Origin of the sequence: Sphingomonas flavida, assembly GCF_036663655.1 — a bacterium.
Taxonomy (GTDB): Bacteria; Pseudomonadota; Alphaproteobacteria; order Sphingomonadales; family Sphingomonadaceae; genus Sphingomonas.
Map to the genome: position 1 here is coordinate 1 of NZ_JAXOJH010000016.1, position 19,982 is coordinate 19,982.

The following is a 19,982-nucleotide window of genomic DNA, read 5'->3' on the forward strand; positions in this document are numbered from 1 at the left end:
AGATCATGGATGCGCAGCCGCAGCGGCGCCTGGTCCGGCTTGTGCGACACGTATCGCACCGATGAGCGGTCGACACCCAGCGCGAGGCAACTGCGCCGCTCACTGACGCCGTGGGACGCCTGGACGTGCGCGACGATCTCGCGCCGTCGCCCAGGCGTCAGAGCTTTTTGCGGGCACGTCCTGCAGGATATGCTTGTCCAGGCTCAGATCCGCGACGAGCTGCTTGAGCTTGCGATCCTCGTCCTCGAGCTGCTTGACCCGCCGCAGCTCACCGACGCCCAGCCCGCCATACACCTTCTTCCAGCGGTAGAACGTCTGCTCCGACACGCCCATGCGGCGGATGACCTCGGCCACCGGCCGTGCCCATCTCCGCTTGCTTCAGCGCAAACGCAATCTGCTCTTCCGTGTACCTCGACTTTTTCATGTCCCAGCTTCTTGACCGCAGGCTTCAAAGGGCTGGAAAACTCTCACTCAAGATGGATGAAAAAACAGGGGGGACGTCAACTGTCAAACGCGGCAGCGTTCGTCCGCCTCGCAGAGCAAAATAACGTCGAGCCGCAGGCGAGTAAGGACCATGTTGTAGGCGTACGCGCGTGAGCGTGTATGGCTACAACACACATCTTGCCATCTCCACGTATGCGACGATGGTGCAGAGTTGCTCCCGCTTCGGAGATAATCGCGTTGAATCGCATATCGCCGCACTGCGGCTGGTGTAATCGATCTGCCCTTTATTCTGTCGCCGCTATAGCATATCCGCCACGGCAGTCTGGATCCCCCGCCCCAGGTCTCATGGACTGGTGAACGCCGTAGGCAATATCGGCCATGTTGTGATTGCTACGGACCTCAAGCTTCCTATCCGAAGTGGATCGTCGAAAGCCTCTAGGGGTCATCGCAGAATGTCTGCACGAGCGTACGCTAAGCGAAAGGGCGTGACGGGAGACTGAGCGTTGCGCGGAGGCCGTGAGGTTGTCGATTCTCCAATATCAGTCTGCCGCCATGCGCAACGGCGATACGATCCGCGATCGCCAGCCCGAGGCCTACCCCACCCGTCGCGCGGCTTCGCGATGGTTCCAGCCTTCTGAACGGTGCGATGATGCCACCGACGTCGTTCAGAGGGATGCCGGGCCCGGAATCATCGACATGGATGCACACCTGCGTGTCGCGATGCTCGATCGACAGGATGGCATTCCCCGCATAGCGTACGGCATTGTCGATGAGATTATCTAGAGCGCGGTGTAGGAGGTGTCTGTCGACCATGGCCCAGCCATCATCGATCTGGCCGGCCAGATCGACATCCTGGTCCAGCGAGCGCCGATCATTCCGGATTGCGGTGAGAAAGGCGACAAGATCGGTGTCTTGCGGACATAACCGATGCCGATCGATCTGCGCAAAATCAAGCACCTCGCCAATCATCACCGCCATCCGGTCGAGATCATGGATCATACGTTCGCGTTCGCCCGGCGGGACCAGTTCCGCACGGATGCGCAGCCCGGTCAGGGGCGTGCGAAGGTCATGCGCTATGGCGACGAACGCCTGGAAGCGCTCCTCCGCCTGATCGGCAAGGCGCTGGTGCATGGCGTTCATCGCTGCGGCGACCGCTCTGATCTCGGCCGGGCCGCTATCTTGAAACGGTGGTTCGCTGGCCAAGTCGCTTCGCGCCGCACATTCCGCGAGATTGCGCACGGGTGTCGACAGCCGACGTGCTGCGATCCACACCGGGACTGCGGAAAGCATGAGGGCCAAGCCGAACGCCACAAGCAGTCGCAGTCGCCACGTCGCGAGTTGCCGGTCGGTTGGCGTGACGGTGCGCCAACGGCCATCGTATTGCCGAACGGCTGCTTCGAACGCTGGCATTTCCACGTCGGGGCCGATCCGCACATCATCGCCGAATCGCATCCGAAACCCGCCGATACCGCTGTCGACAAGCAACGTCCGGTCACCAACCAAAATGACGCTTTGTCCTGTCGCTTTGCCCTTGCCGGCACCATCACTGTCGAGCCAGCGCGCGCGAACCCGATCGGGACCGACGCGCAACATCCGCGCCAGCGAAGCCTCGACCTCCGCCACTCGGGGCAATGCGGGCGGCGCTGACCGGATCGTCAGACCAAAGGCGCCGTTCCGCTCGCCTCCCAATATCCTTGCCGCATCGCGAACCGTCATCCGCACCGGCGCAGGGGTGGGCGTCAGCAACACGATGCTCAGGCTCAGGGCGAACGCAAGCACCAGCGTGGTCAGCGCCAGCGTCGCCACTTGGACCAGAATGGAGGGCGACCACCTCATCGACGGGTAACTGCGGCCCGAAACCGATAGCCGAGCCCCCGCACGGTTTCGATCAGGCTTGTCCCGCCCGCGTCGGACAATCGCCGTCGCAACCGGCTGACAGCCAGATCGATCGCCCGGTCAAAGGGACCGTCATCCGCGCCATGGGTCAGATCGAGTAGCCGATCGCGACCGAGAATCTGTGCCGGGTGACGGACGAACGCGCGCAGCATCCGCAGTTCGCCCGCGGTTAGTGACACGAGCGCGCCGTCCGGTGCTGTCAGGCGTGCGCTATCCGGCTCGAACAGCCATCCGTCGAAGTGATAGGATTGAGGGGGTTGCGTGACCGGCGCAGCTTCACGCCGGAGGATTGCTCGGATGCGGGCGAGCAACTCACGCGGATCGAAGGGTTTGGCCAGATAATCCGCTGCACCGATCTCCAGCCCGACGATACGGTCCGTCGTATCCCCCAACGCGCTGAGCATGAGGATGGGAGGAGGAGCATCACGCAATCTACGGCAAAGCGACAGTCCGTCCTCTCCCGGCAGCATCACGTCGAGAACGATCAGGTCGGCACGGGTGCCGTGCGCCAGTGCGTCGAAGCCCCGCGCATCAGGTACGCCCATGACGTCGAAATCATGCCGCGACAGATAGCCGACGATCGCGTCGCGCACGCTGTCGTCGTCTTCCACTACGATGATCCGCGCCACGCTGTTCGTCATGCCTTCCCCTATCGACGGAACGTATCGCGTTCATGTCATGATCGCTGTCCGTGATACAAAGAGGCCATGAAGGCGATACGTTCGTCGGCCAGAAAGCCCTCCTCGCAGTTAAGGCAGGGATCGCACGCAATGCCCGTCAAGCATCATCGCCGTCTGTGGCTTACGATCGGCATGATGGCGGAATGCGTCCTTTCCACCTCCGCGCCGGCGCAGCCTCTCTCCGCTCAGCAAGCCAAGGCCGCCAGCGAAGCCATCACGAAATATCGCATCCTGTGCCGTCGCGATGGCGGGCGATTGTGGGGCAGGAGCCTTTGCGGGCCGATCATGTTGGTCGATCCCGAGACACGAACCGTCTACGCTGACAGGAATACGACCGGCCATGATCTCCGGCCCTCCGGCGCGCTGTTCATCGGAACGCTGCCTCAGGACATTGGCATGGCGAACACCGCGATCGACTGGGCAGGCACCCGTTGGACGATGGTGATGCTACCATTGCCATCCGATCGCGACAGACGCGAAACCTTGCTGATGCACGAGGCATTCCACCGCATCCAGCCCGATCGCCTTCCCCCGCCCGTGGCGGCTTTGCCGGATCATCTCGACACGCTTGACGGGCGCCTGCTCTTGCGCCTCGAATGGCGGGCACTGGCCCACGCGCTGCGAACGCAAGGCGAGCAGCAATGCACGGCGATACGTGATGCGCTGGCGTTTCGCGCGCACCGGCGCAATCTGGCGACTGAGGCGGCCGGGCGGGAGAACGCGCTGGAGATCAACGAAGGGATTGCCGAATACACCGGCAAGCGTCTCGGCGCCGGTAAGGATGCAGTGACTTCGACAATCGGCACCTTGGCCGATTACGATCGGCGCGACGGATATATGCGCAGTTTCGCCTATGCGTCCGGTCCCGCCTATGGATTATTGCTCGACTGGCTGTCTCCAGGGTGGCGGAACGACTTGCGACCGGACAGCGATCTGGGGGCCTTGCTGCATCATGCCATTGGCGATGGTGCCTTGCCCGCGGTGGAGGCGGTCCGCGATCGTTACGACTTTACCGGCATCCGGTCGGAAGAAGCGGTGAAGGCACAGGCCCATGCCCGCCAGGCCGCGCACTGGCGGGCTGCGCTGATCGACGGTCCCGTCCTGCGGCTGCCACTGATTGATATGCAGATCGAGTTCAATCCGCAGAACGTCTTCGCGCTGCCGCCATCAGGCACCGTCTATCCGACAGCCACCATCCGCGACGCGTGGGGCACACTGACGGTGGAGCAGGGCGTGCTGATCGCGCAGGACTGGAAGTCGGCGTCGATCGCCGGTCCCAGCAGTGCCCACGGCAAAGACTATGTCGGAGTTGGATGGACACTCAAGCTTTCGCCGGACTGGATCATGTCGAACGGCCGCGCCCGACGTCGATGACGGCGGATCATCGCTTCCTTGCCAGCAGCTTCTCACCATCAGGCCTGATCTCGCCCTTTGGCGTAACGTGTCGGTAGAGCGTCTGGCGGGTGATGCCGAGTTCGGCACATAGCTCGGCGACCTTGGTTTCGGGTTTGCCCATCGCCGCCTGGGCGAGGCGCAGCTTGGCGGGTGTCATCTTGAACGGACGACCGCCGTTCCGCCCGCGGGCACGCGCTGCGGCTAGCCCGGCCTTGGTGCGCTCGACGATCAGCTCGCGCTCGAACTCGGCGAGGCCTGCGAAGATCGCAAAGACGAGCCGGCCGTTCGCAGTGGTGGTGTCGATCGACGCACCCTCACCGGCGAGCACCTTCAGCCCGATGCCGCGCTTGGTCAGGTCGCCGACCAGATTGACGAGGTGGCGCAGGTCGCGTCCTAACCGGTCCAGCTTCCATACCACCAGCGTATCGCCGTGGCGTAGCGCCTTGATGCACGCATCCAGTCCCGGTCGATCGTCGCGCTTTCCCGATGCCGCATCGGTATAAAGGTGATGGTCCAGATCGACGCCGGCCTTCGCCAGCGCGTCGCGCTGGAGGTCGATGACCTGGCTGCCGTCAGCCTTGGACACCCGCGCATAGCCGATTAGCGCCGTCACTTTAACGAGCGTCTACGTGACAGATGAAGGCAGCACCGCATAGCGGCACCATTATGTCACTTAACCTGTCACTTTGACTATGTCGCGTCAACGTCATCACAGTATGATTGTGTGACGACAGGGAAGAACAGTGTCAAGATGGTCGCACACATCCTGCCGCCGGCGCAGCGCGTCGGGCTATTCGACCCGCCAACCAGATCGGCTATGCGATGCAGATCGGTTATCTCCGCCATCCCGGTCGGGCGATCAAATCCGGTGAGGTGCCACCTGCCGCGATGCTCACGGTGCTGGCCGCGCAGATCGGCTGCTCGCCCGACGCTTTCGCCGACTAGGCCGCGCGCGACACGACGCTGCGCGAGCATCGCACCGCGATCGAATGCCGGCTTGGATTGCGTGCCTTCGAGCGCGCCGATCGCGGAATGGTCTTCGCGATTGCCAGCGAGGTGGCGACCTCTACCGATCGCTGCGATGCCATGGTCGAGCGGCTGCGCGGGGCGGGTGTCGTGCTGCCGGTGCCGGCCATCTTGGAACGGATCGCGCTGGTCGCTCGTGCGGAAGCGAGACAGCAGGCGTTCGCCCGGCTCGGCCGCGACCTTATACCGGATCAAGTGGAGCAGCTCGATGCGTTGCTACGGATCGGGGGAACATCCAGCCGTTCGTCCCTGGCGTGGATACGCGACTGGTCGGAAGCGCCGGGTGCCGGCAACCTCAAGGCGATCCTCGAACGGCTCGCTCATGTCCGTGGCCCGGGTATCGAGGCGGAACGGGCGCGGCGTATCCATGCCAGTCGCTATGCGGTAATCGCGCGCGAAGCCACGATCATGACCGCCCAGCATCTGACCCGGCTCGAAGGCCGGCGGCCTTCGGGACCATGCGCACGGAAGGACATCTCGGTCTGACGGTGAGCGGCAGTGCGCCCGATTGGATTACCGTACACCGGGACAGGCTTCGCCAGCGAATGAACGAGGTGGAGCGTGCGGCAACCCAAGGAACGCTGCCCTAGGCTGCTGCCGGTTTCGTGGACACCGAGATAGGGTGTTTTTGAGACCGGAGGAAGGAGATGCGACGACGTAAGTTCAGCCGTGAGTTCAAGCTCGAGGCGGTGAAGCTGGTTCGGGAACGCGGGGTTATCTGTACCATAGGTCGCACGCGATCTGGACCTGCACGAGAATGTTCTGCGCAAGTGGGTGCGGGAGCAGGCGGTGGACCCGGGGTCCGCGTTCCCTAGGCACGGCGTGATGAAGCCAGAGCAGCAGGAGATTGAGTGGCTGCGCCGCGAGCTAGCCAGGATGAAGGCGGAGCGCGACATCCTAAAAAAAACGGCGGCCTACTTCGCCAGGGACTCGATATGAGGTTCGAGTTCATCGCGAAGCACCGAGGGATCTGGCCGGTGTCGTGGATCTGCGAAGCGCTCGGTGTTTCTTGGCAACCGGCTTTCACACCTGGCTGGTTCGGGCGCCCAGTGCGCGTGCTCGGAGCGACGAGGAATTCGGCGCCAGCTTCATCTCCAGCTATCGGACGTACGGTGCACGCCGCGTCTGGCACGACCTTCTGGCCGAAGACCTCTCATCTGGTTTGCATCGCGTCGAGCGGCTGATGCGTGTTCACGGCCTGAAGGCTCGACCCCGGCGTCGTGGTTTGCCGAAGGACGACGGTCTGCGATTTGTCATCGCCGACAACGGCGTGACCTGCTCGATGAGCCGGTCCGGCAACGTCTGGGACAACGCGGCGATGGAGAGCTTCTTCTCCTCGCTGAAGACCGAGCGGGTCGGACGTAAAACCTACCGCACGCGCAATCAAGCAAAGGCAGATGTGGTCGACTATATCGAGCGCTTCTACAATCCGACGCGCCGCCACTCGACGTTGAGCTACCTCAGCCCCATGGACTTCGAGAGGCAGGCGCAGGTAGCTTAACCTCGTGTCCACGAAACCGGCAGCAGCTCACCTACTTGGATCTTAGGATGAGATCGCTCTACCGGGTCTTACCAAACCCTCACCCTCAATGGCATCATAGGTTTAGCGGCTCGCAATGATGATCGCCTGGAACTGCGATAGAGGGGTCGTTCCCGCTCGGATTATGTGAGACGCTGGCGATCGGCAGTCGCACGTTCGGTGAGACGAGAATCATGTTCGGTGCGACGGACGCGAGATATTCACCGAGTGGCGCGAGATCGCGGACTCGGCGGTCAAAGCGGTAGTCCTGCCGCGCGCATATCGTCGGTCAGCTCGCGTGCACGAGCCGGATCAAGGCCACCCCGGAACAGTTGCCGGATTTCCGCCGGCCTGGCGTCAAACTGGTCCGCCAGGCTCTTCGTATCGTAGCCGTGGCGGGTGAGCTGAGGTTCGAGGTCGTCGATCTGATGTGACAGCACACCCTCGACGGTTGCGGCATCAATCGGTTTCACGCTGGCTTCGAACGCGCGGACGAGATGGTGGCCGATCTGGAGTGGGGTCTCGAGCAGGATCGGCGCATCCTTGGTCAGTACCGCGTCCGGTTCGATCCCCGCCGACAGCGCGGTGCGCAGCGCCCAGTCGATATAGTCGGGCTGTCGATCGCGCAGGCCGCCGAACTCGAACACGGTCGTCCGGTCGCCGATTTCCTCCATCAACGGGCGTTTCAGGTCGTTGCACAGTTTGGGATGGCCGACGAGGATCACGGCCAGTTGACCGCCGCCCTCAGTGACAAGCTCGACGAGGCGCTTGAGCGCAGGCAGTGTCTTGGGGTGGAGATCGTGCGTGTCGTCCACAAACAGAGCGACCGGCCGCTTGGCCTTGCGGAACAGCTCTTGCAAATTGCGTTCGCGTCGTTTCGACTGACTGGGTATCGAAACGGTCTTTTCCGACGACAGGTCGTAGAACAGCGCAGCGATCAGCAGCGGCACCGATATCTTGGCCTCCTCTAGTCTGAGTGCCCGCGACACGCTTACGCGACCCCCGCGTTCCAGTTCCTCCCTCAACCGGCGCGTTAGCACGGTTTTGCCCGAGCCGATGGTGGCGGTGAGTGCGATCAGGCGTCCGCCCGTGATGGCGGTCTTCAGATCATGGGTGAGCTGGGCATGATGCTCGGTTTCGAAGAAGCCGAGATCGACCGGGGGCGGTACCAAGCCGTAATAGCGCATCACTTTGGTCTGCATCAGCGTCTATGACCGGGTGGGAATCGCCTGCGGATTTCATTCATTACCTCGGGCCTGGACAGCTTGCGCCCGAGCAGCGCGTCGATGAAGTCGCGGTCCTCTTCGCAAAGGCCGCCCAGCGGCAGGCGCAGTTCCTCGGATATGGCAAAGCGTGCCTTGAGCGGCGTGGCGAAGGTGAGTTCGGCGAACGGATCTGGATCGGCAAAGGGCCGGGCCGGCACAGGTGTGATCCCATCGGCAGGCTTGCGACGATCACCACGATGTTGTCCTCACTCGTCAGGACCGAGCGGGGAATCCCGATCTTCGTCGCCAGCGCATCGACGAAATCCGCGCGAAACTGGCGTCGGCTCTTGCGATGCTTGCGATAGCGATGCAGCGGCACCGGCCCTCCGATCGGATCGAACGGGCCGTATCACTCTTCGCCATGTTCGACCCATAGTTCCTGGTCAAATAGCCCCCACCAGACGACGATCGTTTCGCCGGCTATTTCGGGCGTAACCTCATAGGTGACGCCGGCGACGGTCATTCGGCAATTGAGGCCGACCTTGCGGCGTTCGGGTTCGCGCGCGAACACGTAATAGCGCTACCGGTGCAATCAACCCGCACAAGGGCAGCGATCCCGCCGTTTCCTTCTACAGGCACATCTCTGACCGTTACGCGCCGTTCCATTCCAGAGTCATCTCCGCTGGTGCGAGCGAGACGGCACATGTCCTCGACGGCCTGCTCCATGACGGCGTGGAGCTCGCGATCGAGCGCTATCATACCGATGCGGGCGGCGTTTCCGATCATGGGCGTGGAGCTGGCCACCGCCTCCGTTTGTCCTTCTGTCGTCGGCTGACGTCGTGATCCAAGGCCGGGTATTGGATGTTCTAAGATTATGGTTCGCGAGGGTTGGCTGACGGATCCGTTTGCTTCTCTTAGAGAGCATGGCGACGGTGTAATCGGTGTCTCCTAAATTGGCCGCAGGGTGTATCGGGGCCGTGTTGTTTTCTGCTCTGCGACGAATGTCATAGAAGCGTGTCAGTCGTTAAGACTGGGGCATTACCTCCTCTTTTATATGAATACAGGGGGGATTCAGGATGGGAATGAGACTCTCGCTGTTGCAACACACCGTCGAGGGTCGCACCTAGTCGGGCTAGGACACGACCAAGCGTTCCGCCAACCGTCAGTTGCGCCAACTCGCGACAGGATAGCTGGCCCCTCAGCTGTTCCTGTTCTTCGGCCTGGTCGGCGACATGCTGTAGCATATCCTCCGGGACCGGGGCGGGGCGCAGCCAGCAGGGGAGGAGCGCCAGCAGCCGCTTTGGCGCGACCGGGCGATAGACGTTGGAGGTCTGTTCGAAGCGCGGGCCCGGCCCTTCGCCCTCGATCCGGCGGAAGCGGCGCTGGCGGACCAAGAAACCGGCCTTTTCCAGGATGGTCAGCGCGCGGGCGACGGTAGCGCGGCCGAGCGCGGTTACCCTGGCCAGCCGGTCATAGCTGGGATATACTTTGCCGCCGTTCAGCCGGGCCAGCGTGCACAGCTCCTCATAAACGCGCACGGCACCGGCCGTCAGGCTGGCCAGCAGATGTTCGGGACCGGTCAGCGCCCTGCCCTGCCCGCGCGCCTCGCGCTTCACCCGGCGGCCGGTGTCGAGTGCGATGCGCGCCATGCGGATCAGCCGGTCGCACTCGCCCTTGGCGGGCTTGGCGAAGAACGTCTCCTCGAAGGTTCCCGCCTCGATACTGTCACGCCGAACCGACGGGCGGGAGCGTCGTACCCCCTGCCCGCTCGCCACTTGCGCAAGCACGCGCGTCGTCGCTTCACCAAAGGTGAACGCCGTCATTTTCCTTCCCCTTATATCCGGGGCCGGACCAAAAAAGACAAAGAAAGGGTGTGGCGCGAAGCGCGCATCCTTGAACCGCAGGGGCGACAGGCGTATCAGGAGAGGGTGAGTGAAACCCCGGATCGACGTTTGGCGACGTCGCTCCTGTAATACCTGGGATGCCCGGCCTTCGTGCCGGGCTTTCCTTTATGTGGTCACGACCGCTCCCATATGCTGCCTTCGCAGATCTGCGACCCGCGATAGGGGGCAACCTTGCAGGTAATTTCCAACAAAGAAAGCAGTCACGATTCGTGCTTTCGAGTAGGAAATCAAAAAAACTGCAAGATAATGGTCGAAATCGACAACATCATTCGTGCTATCGAGTATGAATTCAGCGAAGACTTCGTGCTATCGGGTATGAATTGATTGCTCGTCCGCGAATCACGGATCGGCGTGATTCGCATCATCCTCCGCAAGGTCCTCCAGCGTCCTGGGACGGGCCGTGACGATCACCCGCGCGGACGGCGCGCGGCGCCCCCTCCCCCGGCCCTCGGTCGGTCCGGCCTCGGCATCCTCAATGATCGCGACCTGGAAGTCGGGGATGGCATCGGCCTGCGCGATCGCCTTCATCGCGGCTCGGAAATTGGCCAGCGGGTTCTGATAGCCGACCTGCAGCCGGAAGGTGGCCAAGTCGATCTCCAGCCGCCCGTCCTCGGCGGTGGCGCAGGCCACCTCGTAGATGCGCCGCTCGACCGGCCCCAGCTGAAAATAGGCCGCGGCATAGGCCAGCACCTGCTTGTCGCGCAGGATCGCGCGGTGGAGCCAGTCGCATAGCCGCACCTTCACCGCCTTCAGACGGCGCTCGCCGGTTTTTGTCTTGGAATAATGGAGCCTTGCCTCGGACAGCCACGAGAAGAAGCCTTCCTCGCCCTCGCCGCCCGCCTCGATATTGGTCTTGATCTGGGTGCCCTGCAGTCGCTCCAGCGCCTCGGACAAACGCTGGTACGAGCGCGCCGAATGGTTCGAGCCGGTGACCGAGAACAGGTCGTGCGCGGTGAAGATGAAGTCCTGCCCCACCTCCTCGCCGCGCTCGATCTTTCCGGCCATCAGGCTGGCGATATAGAGGACAATCTCCTTGTCATAAATGGTCGCCACCCCCTTGGCCGAGGGACGCACCTCGATCGCGACATTGGCGTGCGAATAGGTCAGCGGCTTCATCCAGGCGGTCTTGCTGAGCGCGAAAAAGGGAAAGGCCATCAGCGATCGCTCGCCGCGGATCTCGCTGGTGAGCGGGCTGTCGAGATAGAACAGATCGCCTTGCGGCCGACCACCCGAGCGGGCGGGAATGGCGTCTTTTTTACGGGCGGGCATGGTGGTTCGCGTCATGTTGGATTTCATACTCGAAAGCACGAACTTTGGGGAGGGGACCCGGCCATGCCGATGGGAATAGCGGCCAAACCACGTCTGAGTTCGTGCTTTCGAGTATGAATTCGTCGACGGTGACACAACCCTTTCTGGGCGAGGTGAAACCGGGGCATCGCATAGGGCGTGGCGTGTCCCGACAGCCTCGACCGCCCGCGCGATCAGGCGAAGAGGTCGCCGATGGCGCTGGCCCGGAAATGATTGCGCAGCCGTCGACGGCGATGCTCGCGCGCATCGTGACGCATGTGGCAGGCCTGGCACAGCGCCGCCAGGTTGCGCGGCCGGTTGTCGCCGGGATCATGGTTGAGATGCGCACTGGCCAGCGTCACGCGCGTTACGCGATAGGGTAAGGGCGGCGCGATCCCGGCCAGGCCCGGCTGCCGATCCAGCATGGCGGCTGGACTGACCAGCCCCCTCACCTTGCGCCCCTTCGCATCGCGCCAGCCCGAGCGCTTGTCATCCCACCAGCGCCCGTCGCCCAAATGCACGACGACCCGGCCGTGCGGCCGGTCGCAATGCTCGCACCGCCCCTTGGCGCGACCGAACCTGATCAGCGCCGACAATTCGCGCCAGTCGATCGGATAGAGCCAGCGATGTTCGCGCGCGATCGGCATGACGCCATCCTGAATCGATGGCGAGGGGAACGGAAGCGCAAAGTCGCGGTGATTCAGAAAACTCATGAATGACAGGAGAAGCGGGGCAATGCGTCGATGTTTCCCCGGGGAAACATTCCAGGCAAATCCATTCCTACCCGGTACGGGGAGGTGGTGTTGCGCAGGCGCTGACGGAGGGGAGCTGCAACAAGGGATGGCCTCCGCGAAGAGCCCCATCCATCATGCTGCGCACGATCCCCCTCCCCGCGCCGGGGCGGCTAGAAACCGGTGTTTCCCCGGGGAAACATTCAGCGTTTCAGGCCCTGCCCCGTCGCCTCTAGATGCGCCAGCATGTGACGCAGCGCGTCGACATAACCCTCGGTATCCGTGGCATCGGCGTGCAGCCGCACCGTCACCCCGTGGCGGTTGATCGCCTGGATCGACAGCACGTCGCGGCCATGGCCGTTCGCATAGCGATACGGCGCCGCCCCGCCGGCCTCGCCCATCATCATCTTGCGCGCGCCCAGCAATCGGCGCACGACATTGGCGGCCGGAATTGCGGGTTTGCCATGCTCGCGCCGCTCGGCCTGTTCACGCGCGATCGCCTTGGCCATGCCGGTGATCGCGTACGCTTCGGCCTCGTCCTGCATCGCCTGGGCCAGCGCGTAACCGGACTTGAGCTGCACCTCATGCGGTGAGGCGAAGGCGGCAATGACCGCGTCAGGCAGCGCGCCGACCTTCAGCATCTTGGACAACCAGCCCTTGGACAACTTCAACCGCTCGGCCATGCGCGTCTGGTGGTTGCCGTAATGGGTGCGCAGCGCGGACAGGTAATTGCGCGCCCGCTCCAGGTCGGACACATCGGCGCGCGCGCGGTTCTCCAGGTCGGCCAGGCGGAATGCGGCTTCGTCGTCCAGCTGTGCGACCTGCGCCACAAAGGCCATGTCGGGATAGCTGTTCGCGCGCAGCCAGCTGATCGACCAGTGACGCCGCGTGCCCGCGATCACCTCGAAATCATGATCGGGGTCGCCCTCGATCCGGCGGACCACGGCGGGGACCTTCTGGCCCCCTTCGGCGATGATCGAGTCGATCAGCTCGCGACACTGGTCTTCGCTCAGCAAATCGTAATGGCGCGCATTGCCCGGCCAGATCTTCACCCGTGCCGGATCGAGCAGCAGCTGCGTGACCTGGCGCACCTCGCCGCTGGCGACACGGGCGAGCGCGGACTCGCGGCCGAGCAGCGTGGTGCCGCGGCTGCGCGTCTCGGGCGCGGGCCGGTCGTTCGCCGGGATCGCCCCCTCGCCTTCCTCCGCCAGCAGATCGGCCAGATAATCGGATTGCTTACGCGCCATGGATCGTATCCCCGGCAGAACATTGATGAAACATGAGGCTGTAGGACAGCATGAATTTATACCGCCGCATGGATCACCGCCTCCTCGCTCAGCGGCTCGACCCGGCCCCAGCCTTGGCGGACCAGCTGCTCGACCTGGCGCATCGCCTCGTCCAGATTGGCGCGGCTGCGCTTATGCGTCTTGGGCGTGCCGATCGGCTTGTCGAGTTCGTAGACGGTCATCATCCGCATCGCGGCATGGCTGATCTCGGCGGACTCCAGGATGGGGACCGGCAACAGCGCCGGGCCAAAGCTCTGCTCCATGATCGCGCGGACCATCGCATGGCTGGGGTCGTTGCCGTCGAACTTGGAACAGATCAGCCGGACAAAGCGGTAATCGACCGCGATACCCGCACCCGTCAGCTGGTGGAGTACCTGGTCCATCATCGACAGGAACTGGACGGTCGAGCAGAAATCGGGCGTCGTCGCGGCTAGCGGCACCAGCAGCGCATTGGCCGCCTGCATCACCGCCAGGCTGATCGTGCCGAGCGCAGGCGGCGGGTCGAGCAGCACCACGTCGTAATTCCCCGCCAGATCGGCCAGCCCCGCCTTCAGCTTGCGGAAGCGCGCGGCGAGCACCGATCCGCCGTCGCTGCCCGCCGCGGCCAGCTCATATTCGACGTCGAACAGCTCCAGGTTGGACGGGATCAGGTCGACATTGGGCCAGGGGGTGGGCTTGACCGCATAGGCCAGGTCGCTCTGCGTCGGGTCGATCGACAGATAGGGGTAGAGCGTTTCCTCACGCGTGATGTTGAAATGCGGGTTGAAGCCGAACAGCGTTGTCGTCGTCGCCTGGCTATCGCAATCGACGACCAGCACGCGGTAGCCTTGCACCGCGAAATAATGCGCCAGATGGGTGGTCACGGTCGACTTGCCCACGCCGCCCTTGAAGTTCTGGACCGCGATGATCGCGGGCACGTCCTGCGCCCCTCGTGCGGGCGAAGCACCCAGCACGTCGCGCATCACCAGCATCTGCTCGACGCTATAGCCCAGCCGACGGCCATTCTCGGCGACCGGGGCAGGGGGAAGGCGGCCATCCTCCTCGGCCATGCGAATGCGGTTGGTCGAACAGCCCAGCAACTGTGCGGCCTCGGCGATACCGAAGCGGACATGCAGGCCCTTGCGGCTCTCGGGCAGGAACGCCTTGCGCCGCAACCGCTCGATCATCCGCTCGCCCGCACTCGCCAGATCACCGATCTGGCTCGGTATTGCATGATCTTCTACCACCCACTCACCCCCTGAAGTATTTGGCGGTGATTAATGGCAAATATCATTCAATTCGACAAGGCGAAGTAGGAATGGGGGCATGTTTCCCCGGGGAAACACTTCCGCCCCGGGACGGGGAGGCATCAGGACACCATCATCCACACCGCCATGCCGATCATCATCAGATTTTCAGTCAGCGACAGGAAGCCCAGCGGTACGTTGCTGGCGCCCCCGACACAGGCGCATTTCAGGTCGCGACGGTCTATATAGACCGCCTTGACCACCGACACCGCGCCGATGCCGCCGATGACCAGCGCGATCGGCACCGAGGCCCAGGTCGCGACCCTGGCGATCATCAGCACCCCGGCCAGCCCCTCGGCAAAGGGGTAGATGTAGGAATAGGGGACCCAGCGTTTGGCGAGCAGGTCGTAGTTCAGGAACATCGTCGCGAAACTCTCGACATTCTGGAGCTTCAGGAGGGCGAGGACCGTCATGCTGAACGCGATGAACCACTCGGCCGCGCGGGCCGTGAAGGGCGTGGCATAGACCGCCTGGGATGCGGCCAGCGCCATCAGCGCGGTCATCGCAAAGAGCGCGGCGACCGGGCGATAGGTCGTCGCCTTGGGATCGGTGACCCGCTTGCCGAAGAAACGGCGCAGATCGTCATAGCCGCCGACCCGCTCGCCCCCGACGAAGACCTGCGGCGTGGTTTTCACCCCATGCTCGGCCTTGAAGGCGTCGACCTCCTCGCGGGTGCGGAGCCAATGATCCTCGACCGCGTAACCCTGGCGGCGCAGCAGGTCCCTGGCCTTCAGGCCATAAGGGCAGGTGTGGCCGGGCATGACCATGCGGTAGAGAATGGCGGTACGGGTGGCGGTCATGGTCCTTCTCCGGCTGGGGTCCACGGCCCATATGGGGTCCGTACCATGGTACGGAGTCAAGACATGGCCGAACGAACCATTTCCGAACTGGCGCAGGCGGGCGGGGTGGGGGTGGAGACGATCCGCTACTACCAGCGGCGCGGGCTGCTGGGCATACCCGAGCGCACCGTTGGGCAGGGCAGGGCAGGTGGCATCCGGCGATATGGCGCGCAGGATGTGCGGCGGTTACGCTTCATCCGCGCGGGCCAGGCGGCGGGCTTCACGCTGGAGCAGATCGGCGAGCTGCTGGCGCTCGACGCGACCAACGACCGGGGGCGGGTGCGCGAACTGGCGACGACACGGATCGCCGCACTGGATACGCAGATCGCCGCACTTCAGAAGGCACGCGCCTCGCTCGACCGGCTGGCACGCGAATGCGGGGGCGGCGGGGCGGGACCATGCCCGATCCTGCTGGCGTTCGACCGGGAGGGGTGACCCGTGCGGGTCCGGGTGGCGGCGGGCCCGATGTTTCCCCAGGGAAACATCGCGGCTTGCGGGCGACGACGGATCAGCCGGTCCCGGCCGTACCCTTCACCTTGTCCCGCTGTTCGGCGATATAGCGCAGCTCGTTTTGCGCCTTGGCGTCGTTCGGGTTGATCGCCAGCGCCTGACGATAGCGTTTCTCCGCCTCGTCCCACCGTTGCAACTCGATCAGCGCATAACCCTGGCAGCGCAGTGCCGCGCCCTCCTGGAACGGCCTGATCTGCGGGTCGGCGATCCTGGCGGCATCGGCGGCCTTGGTGCAGACCGCGAGCATCTGCGGCCAGTCTTTTTCCAGCCGGATCAGCTGGCCATATTCGGTCTGATACTGCGCATACATGGGCGCCAGTGTCACCAGCCGCTGATAGATCGCCTTGGCCTCGGCCACCCGGCCCAGATCGACCAGCGCATAACCCTTCAGATACAGCGCGGTGCAATAGCCGGGCGTCAGGGCCACGGCCGAGACTTTGTCCTTCGCCGCCATCCCCATGTAGAGCAGCGTCTCCTGGATCGACATACCGCAATAGAGGCGCCGCGTCTCCGTGGCATGGTCCGCCTCATAGGCCGCGATCACCGGCGTGAGCGTGTCGAGCGCGACCTGCGGCTGGCCGCCTTTCACGGCCCGTGCGGCGGCCTGAAGCTGCGGCGTCATGCGATCGTCGATGGAGGATGCGGTGTTCGCCGGGATGGGGGCTGGAACAGGGGCCGCCTGTATCCCCAGGGCCAGCGCGGCGATCAGATGGAACATGGAACACCCCCTGCGGGACATAGCCTCATGCCCCCATTGTCGCACAGTAACGCGCAAAATCCGGCACGGCAGTGACAGGCCGATGACACCGGCTCGCACCTTGCGACCGCAGCGCTTTTGCCTCTTTCGTCGCCGAGGCGATCCGGCCTAGCGTGGCCGCGTGCGGGCCCGGGGGTGCGCGAAGCCCAGGGGAGCCCATCATGTCGTCCGGCCCGTCATCCTTTTCCCGCGTCCTTGCCGGGCCATGGGCGCGCTTCGTGACCGCGCGGCACGTGATCCCGACGATCTTGCTGCTCGCCATCGTCCTGCGACTGGGGGTGATCCTAGCCTTTCCGATCAGCCCGCGCACGGATTCACTCTGGTATCTCGAGCGGGGACGCGAGATCGCGGCCGGGATGGGCTATCAGGAGGGGGGCTTTCCCACCGCCTTCTGGCCGGTCGGCTATCCGGCGCTGATTGCGCTGGCGACCGGGATCTTCGGGCCGACGCTGTTCGGGCCGATCCTGTTCAACCTGGTCGCACAAGTCCTGACCATCGTACTGATCCTGTGGCTGGCGCGAAAGCTGGGGGCGGTGGAGGGGGCCGCGCGGTTGGCCGCCTTGCTCTACGCGCTCTACCCTGCGCATATCGCGGGCACCGGCGACACCGCGGCCGAGCCGACCGCGACCCTGGTCATGATGGCGGGGATCGCGCTGGTCGTGAAGGCGAGGGGGCGTATCGGTTGGGCGCTGGCGGGCGGGCTGGTGCTGGGCCTGGCCACGCTGATGCGGCCGCAGGTGATGCTGTTCCCGCCGTTTCTGGTCGGCGCCTTGTGGCTTGCAGGGCAGGTCGCCTGGCGGCGCACCTTGGTGACGTTGGTGCTGGTCTATGCCGGGCTGGCGATGGCGGTCGCACCCTGGACGCTTCGCAACCAGGCGGTGCTGGGCGCGGCCGTGCCGGTGTCGACCAATGGCGGTATCGCGTTGCAGGCCGGGGCCAACGACCTGGCCGGTGGCGGTTATTTCCAGGTCGAGCGCTCGCCGCTCTGGGCCCAGGTCGGCATCCCCTTTGCCGACCGGGTCGAGCGCCAGGTCGGGATCGACCGCCGGTTGAAGGCGATGGCGATGGATTGGATCGAGCGGCATCCGGTCCGCTGGGGGCTGCTGGGGTTCCGCAAGGTCGCGCTGCTCTGGCTGAAGGACAGCGATGGCTTCTGGGCCCTCGATGCCAGCCATCCGGGGCAGGGGCTGGTGTGGAAGGCGGCGCAAGCGGCGAACCAGCTTTTCTACATGGTCGTGGTGGCACTGGCGGTGGTCGGTGCCGGGCTGGCCGCGCGCGCCGCGTGGGGCAGGCGTGCGGGCGCGGCGATGCTCGTCGCGGCGGTCGTGCCCCTCTTCTGCACCGCGCTGGCCTTCGGCTTTACCGGCCAGACGCGCTATCATTATCCCGCCATGCCCTTCGTCATGATCCTGGCCGCCTGGGTCGTGGGCCGGGCGATCGCCCGCGTCACGGAACCAAGCGGTCCGCCCGCCGCTATGCCCGGACATGGCCGATGATCCCGACAAGCCCGCCCCCGACATAATCCCACCCGACGTTACCCACCGGGCCGTCCCCAGCGGGCGTTTCGCGCGGGCGGGTGCGTTCGGGCGACTGGCTGGCGGGGTCGCGGGCGGGATGCTGGCCGAGGGTGCCAGACGGTTGGCCAATGGCGAACGGCCCAAGCTCGGCGACCTGATCCTGACCCCCGGCAACGCCGCGCGCGTCGCCGACCGATTGTCGCATCTGCGCGGCGCAGCGATGAAGCTGGGACAGATGATCTCGATGGACGCGGGCGACCTGTTGCCGCCCGAGTTGCAGACCATCCTCGCGCGGCTGCGCGACCAGGCGTACAGGATGCCGCCCGCACAGCTCGACAAGGTGCTGAAGGCCGAATGGGGCCCTGACTGGCGGCGCAAGTTCCGCCATTTCGAGGCGGCACCCATGGCCGCTGCCTCAATCGGGCAGGTCCACCGCGCGACTTTGCCCGACGGCCGGGTGCTGGCGATCAAGGTGCAATATCCGGGCGTTCGCGACAGCATCGGGTCGGACGTCGACAATGTCGCGACGCTGCTGCGCGTGTCGAACCTGGTGCCCCCCTCGATCGACCTGAAGCCGCTGCTGGCGGAGGCCAAGCGCCAGCTGGCCGAGGAGGCGGACTATCTGCGCGAGGCGTCGCGGATGCAGGCCTATGCCGACCGGCTGGCGGGTGATCCGCGCTATGTCGTGCCGCGCCCCGAATTGTCGCTGACCACGCCGCTGGTGCTGGCGATGGACTTCATCCCCGGCCAGTCGATCGAGACGTTGACGGACGCGCCCCAGGACACCCGCGACCGCGCGATGACCGCGCTGATCGAGCTGGTGCTCGCCGAGCTGTTCGACTTCGGCATGATGCAGACCGATCCGAATTTCGCCAATTACCGCTGGCAGGCGGATACGGCCGAGGGGAAGGGGCGTCTGGTGCTGCTCGACTTCGGCGCGACGCGCGACGTACCGGCCGAAACGGTCGCCTCCTATCGCCGGTTGATCGAGGCGGGGCTGGCGCACGACCGCGACCGCATCCGCGAGATCGCGGTGGAGACGGGGTTCCTGGGCGAGGCGGCGGTCGCCGCGCATCGCCCGGCGGTCGACCGGATCATCGCCGCGATCGACGACACGATGGCGAAGGCAGGCCCCTTCGACTTCGGCGACCGCGCCTTCGTGCCGGTGGTGCGCGAGGAAACCCGCGCGATGATCGCCGACCGCGACACCTGGCACGTGCCGCATGTCGAGACGCTGTTCGTCCAGCGCAAGATCAGCGGCAGCGCGCTGCTGTGCGCCCGGTTGAAGGCACGGGTCGATGTGCGCGGGCTGGCGGCGGAGGCGATATAGCCGTCATTCGATCCGGTTCCGGACCCGATTGTCTCAACCGTAAGACACTGACAATTCCGTCATAGTCAGCCCTGCGCGCCTGAACTAGATTGTCATGGTCGGGTCGGGGACACTTGTCGTTACGTCATCCCGCTCGGCCTTGTTCGACCAGATAAAAGAAATCACAGTGATCCTGCGCTTCCCCAAGATGCCGCCGCCCCGTCCGTTCGCCCGGACGCGCCAGTGGAAGACGGTGTTCGTCCTTTTCCGGGTCGTGACGCTGCAGGACGACCATCGTCGGCATATCCTGATCTGCCAGACGGTGCGGCGTCGCTACTCGCCGACCTTTCGCAAGTGGCTGTGGGCCAGCCTGCCATGATCGCCATGCCCG

At 64.6% G+C, this 19,982-nt stretch carries 18 protein-coding genes and 4 pseudogenes; 8 read left to right on the top strand and 14 right to left on the bottom strand.

Annotated features, from left to right (window positions below; genetic code table 11):
* The 3 genes and pseudogenes from U1703_RS15520 to U1703_RS15530 form a co-directional block, all read right to left on the bottom strand.
* Positions 1-424: pseudogene (locus tag U1703_RS15520) on the bottom strand (transposase); the annotation flags it as partial.
* 491 nt (positions 425-915) lie between these two features.
* Positions 916-2,250 carry a sensor histidine kinase gene (locus tag U1703_RS15525; protein ID WP_332786408.1) on the bottom strand — a complete coding sequence of 445 codons (1,335 nt, stop codon included), beginning with the start codon at positions 2,248-2,250 and terminating at the stop codon, positions 916-918.
* Between the two features lie 26 nt (positions 2,251-2,276).
* Positions 2,277-2,969 carry a response regulator gene (locus U1703_RS15530; protein WP_332786409.1) on the bottom strand — a complete coding sequence of 231 codons (693 nt, stop codon included), beginning with the start codon at positions 2,967-2,969 and terminating at the stop codon, positions 2,277-2,279.
* 141 nt (positions 2,970-3,110) lie between these two features.
* Between U1703_RS15530 and U1703_RS15535 the strand changes: the two genes are divergently transcribed.
* Positions 3,111-4,394: a hypothetical protein gene (locus tag U1703_RS15535; RefSeq protein WP_332786410.1), complete on the top strand. Its 1,284-nt coding sequence runs from the start codon at positions 3,111-3,113 to the stop codon at positions 4,392-4,394.
* A 7-nt stretch (positions 4,395-4,401) separates the two neighbouring features.
* Here U1703_RS15535 and U1703_RS15540 read toward each other — a convergent pair whose 3' ends face one another.
* Positions 4,402-5,028 (bottom strand): recombinase family protein, encoded by a 627-nt coding sequence (locus tag U1703_RS15540; RefSeq protein ID WP_332786411.1) that lies wholly within the window; start codon positions 5,026-5,028, stop codon positions 4,402-4,404.
* A 107-nt stretch (positions 5,029-5,135) separates the two neighbouring features.
* Here U1703_RS15540 and U1703_RS15545 point away from each other — a divergent pair.
* Together U1703_RS15545 and U1703_RS15550 are read left to right on the top strand one after the other, a co-directional pair.
* Positions 5,136-5,927 (top strand): annotated as a pseudogene (locus tag U1703_RS15545) (DUF4158 domain-containing protein).
* A gap of 161 nt (positions 5,928-6,088) precedes the next feature.
* Positions 6,089-6,942, top strand: a pseudogene (locus tag U1703_RS15550) (transposase).
* A 272-nt stretch (positions 6,943-7,214) separates the two neighbouring features.
* Here the strand turns inward: U1703_RS15550 and U1703_RS15555 are convergent.
* The 3 genes from U1703_RS15555 to U1703_RS15565 all read right to left on the bottom strand — a co-directional run bounded on the left by U1703_RS15555 (position 7,215) and on the right by U1703_RS15565 (position 8,736).
* Complete coding sequence (locus tag U1703_RS15555; RefSeq protein WP_332786412.1) at positions 7,215-8,162, bottom strand: AAA family ATPase; 948 nt, start codon at positions 8,160-8,162, stop codon at positions 7,215-7,217.
* A complete protein-coding gene (locus tag U1703_RS15560; RefSeq protein WP_332786413.1) occupies positions 8,162-8,383 on the bottom strand; it encodes a hypothetical protein in 222 nt (73 codons plus the stop codon). Before U1703_RS15560 ends, U1703_RS15555 begins: the two co-directional genes overlap by 1 nt.
* A gap of 191 nt (positions 8,384-8,574) precedes the next feature.
* Positions 8,575-8,736: a hypothetical protein gene (locus U1703_RS15565; protein ID WP_332786414.1), complete on the bottom strand. Its 162-nt coding sequence runs from the start codon at positions 8,734-8,736 to the stop codon at positions 8,575-8,577.
* On the opposite strand from U1703_RS15565, the pseudogene U1703_RS15570 reads away from it, so the two are divergent.
* Positions 8,736-8,999, top strand: a pseudogene (locus tag U1703_RS15570) (Tn3 family transposase); the annotation flags it as partial. The gene U1703_RS15565 and the pseudogene U1703_RS15570 sit on opposite strands and share 1 nt — an antisense overlap.
* A gap of 170 nt (positions 9,000-9,169) precedes the next feature.
* On the opposite strand, the gene U1703_RS15575 reads toward U1703_RS15570, so the two are convergent.
* The 6 genes from U1703_RS15575 to U1703_RS15600 form a co-directional block, all read right to left on the bottom strand.
* A complete protein-coding gene (locus U1703_RS15575; RefSeq protein WP_332786415.1) occupies positions 9,170-9,988 on the bottom strand; it encodes a helix-turn-helix domain-containing protein in 819 nt (272 codons plus the stop codon).
* Between the two features lie 420 nt (positions 9,989-10,408).
* Positions 10,409-11,353 (bottom strand): replication initiator protein A, encoded by a 945-nt coding sequence (locus tag U1703_RS15580; protein WP_443025824.1) that lies wholly within the window; start codon positions 11,351-11,353, stop codon positions 10,409-10,411.
* Positions 11,354-11,550: 197 nt separating this feature from the next.
* On the bottom strand, positions 11,551-12,069 hold the full coding sequence (locus tag U1703_RS15585) for a hypothetical protein (protein WP_332786416.1): 519 nt from the start codon (positions 12,067-12,069) through the stop codon (positions 11,551-11,553).
* A gap of 221 nt (positions 12,070-12,290) precedes the next feature.
* Positions 12,291-13,334, bottom strand: a complete 1,044-nt coding sequence (locus tag U1703_RS15590; protein WP_332786417.1) for a ParB/RepB/Spo0J family partition protein — start codon at positions 13,332-13,334, stop codon at positions 12,291-12,293.
* A 56-nt stretch (positions 13,335-13,390) separates the two neighbouring features.
* Entirely contained in the window at positions 13,391-14,539 is a 1,149-nt protein-coding gene (locus U1703_RS15595) for an AAA family ATPase (RefSeq protein WP_332786455.1), read from the bottom strand.
* 182 nt (positions 14,540-14,721) lie between these two features.
* Positions 14,722-15,459 carry a MauE/DoxX family redox-associated membrane protein gene (locus U1703_RS15600; RefSeq protein ID WP_332786418.1) on the bottom strand — a complete coding sequence of 246 codons (738 nt, stop codon included), beginning with the start codon at positions 15,457-15,459 and terminating at the stop codon, positions 14,722-14,724.
* Positions 15,460-15,522: 63 nt separating this feature from the next.
* On the opposite strand from U1703_RS15600, the gene U1703_RS15605 reads away from it, so the two are divergent.
* Positions 15,523-15,933: a MerR family DNA-binding protein gene (locus tag U1703_RS15605; protein ID WP_332786419.1), complete on the top strand. Its 411-nt coding sequence runs from the start codon at positions 15,523-15,525 to the stop codon at positions 15,931-15,933.
* Between the two features lie 73 nt (positions 15,934-16,006).
* Here U1703_RS15605 and U1703_RS15610 read toward each other — a convergent pair whose 3' ends face one another.
* Entirely contained in the window at positions 16,007-16,726 is a 720-nt protein-coding gene (locus U1703_RS15610; protein ID WP_332786420.1) for a tetratricopeptide repeat protein, read from the bottom strand.
* A gap of 272 nt (positions 16,727-16,998) precedes the next feature.
* Here U1703_RS15610 and U1703_RS15615 point away from each other — a divergent pair, with 272 nt between their 5' ends.
* The 3 genes from U1703_RS15615 to U1703_RS15625 all read left to right on the top strand — a co-directional run bounded on the left by U1703_RS15615 (position 16,999) and on the right by U1703_RS15625 (position 19,970).
* A complete protein-coding gene (locus U1703_RS15615) occupies positions 16,999-18,261 on the top strand; it encodes an ArnT family glycosyltransferase (RefSeq protein WP_332786421.1) in 1,263 nt (420 codons plus the stop codon).
* Positions 18,251-19,612, top strand: coding sequence for an ABC1 kinase family protein (locus U1703_RS15620; protein WP_332786422.1), 1,362 nt, complete (start codon positions 18,251-18,253; stop codon positions 19,610-19,612). The genes U1703_RS15615 and U1703_RS15620 overlap by 11 nt, the downstream gene beginning before the upstream one ends.
* Positions 19,613-19,778: 166 nt before the next feature.
* Positions 19,779-19,970: a hypothetical protein gene (locus tag U1703_RS15625; protein ID WP_332786423.1), complete on the top strand. Its 192-nt coding sequence runs from the start codon at positions 19,779-19,781 to the stop codon at positions 19,968-19,970.
* The last annotated feature ends 12 nt before the right edge of the window (positions 19,971-19,982 follow it).

Excerpts from the sequence above, each read along its gene's own strand:
- U1703_RS15575 (WP_332786415.1), bottom strand. The coding sequence starts at position 9,988 with ATGACGGCGTTCACCTTTGGTGAAGCGACGACGCGCGTGCTTGCGCAA.
- U1703_RS15535 (WP_332786410.1), top strand. The coding sequence starts at position 3,111 with ATGCCCGTCAAGCATCATCGCCGTCTGTGGCTTACGATCGGCATGATG.
- U1703_RS15605 (WP_332786419.1), top strand. The coding sequence starts at position 15,523 with ATGGCCGAACGAACCATTTCCGAACTGGCGCAGGCGGGCGGGGTGGGG.
- U1703_RS15590 (WP_332786417.1), bottom strand. The coding sequence starts at position 13,334 with ATGGCGCGTAAGCAATCCGATTATCTGGCCGATCTGCTGGCGGAGGAA.
- U1703_RS15580 (WP_443025824.1), bottom strand. The coding sequence starts at position 11,353 with ATGACGCGAACCACCATGCCCGCCCGTAAAAAAGACGCCATTCCCGCC.
- U1703_RS15595 (WP_332786455.1), bottom strand. The coding sequence starts at position 14,539 with ATGATCGAGCGGTTGCGGCGCAAGGCGTTCCTGCCCGAGAGCCGCAAG.
- U1703_RS15585 (WP_332786416.1), bottom strand. The coding sequence starts at position 12,069 with ATGAGTTTTCTGAATCACCGCGACTTTGCGCTTCCGTTCCCCTCGCCA.
- U1703_RS15555 (WP_332786412.1), bottom strand. The coding sequence starts at position 8,162 with ATGCAGACCAAAGTGATGCGCTATTACGGCTTGGTACCGCCCCCGGTC.
- U1703_RS15620 (WP_332786422.1), top strand. The coding sequence starts at position 18,251 with ATGGCCGATGATCCCGACAAGCCCGCCCCCGACATAATCCCACCCGAC.
- U1703_RS15600 (WP_332786418.1), bottom strand. The coding sequence starts at position 15,459 with ATGACCGCCACCCGTACCGCCATTCTCTACCGCATGGTCATGCCCGGC.
- U1703_RS15610 (WP_332786420.1), bottom strand. The coding sequence starts at position 16,726 with ATGTTCCATCTGATCGCCGCGCTGGCCCTGGGGATACAGGCGGCCCCT.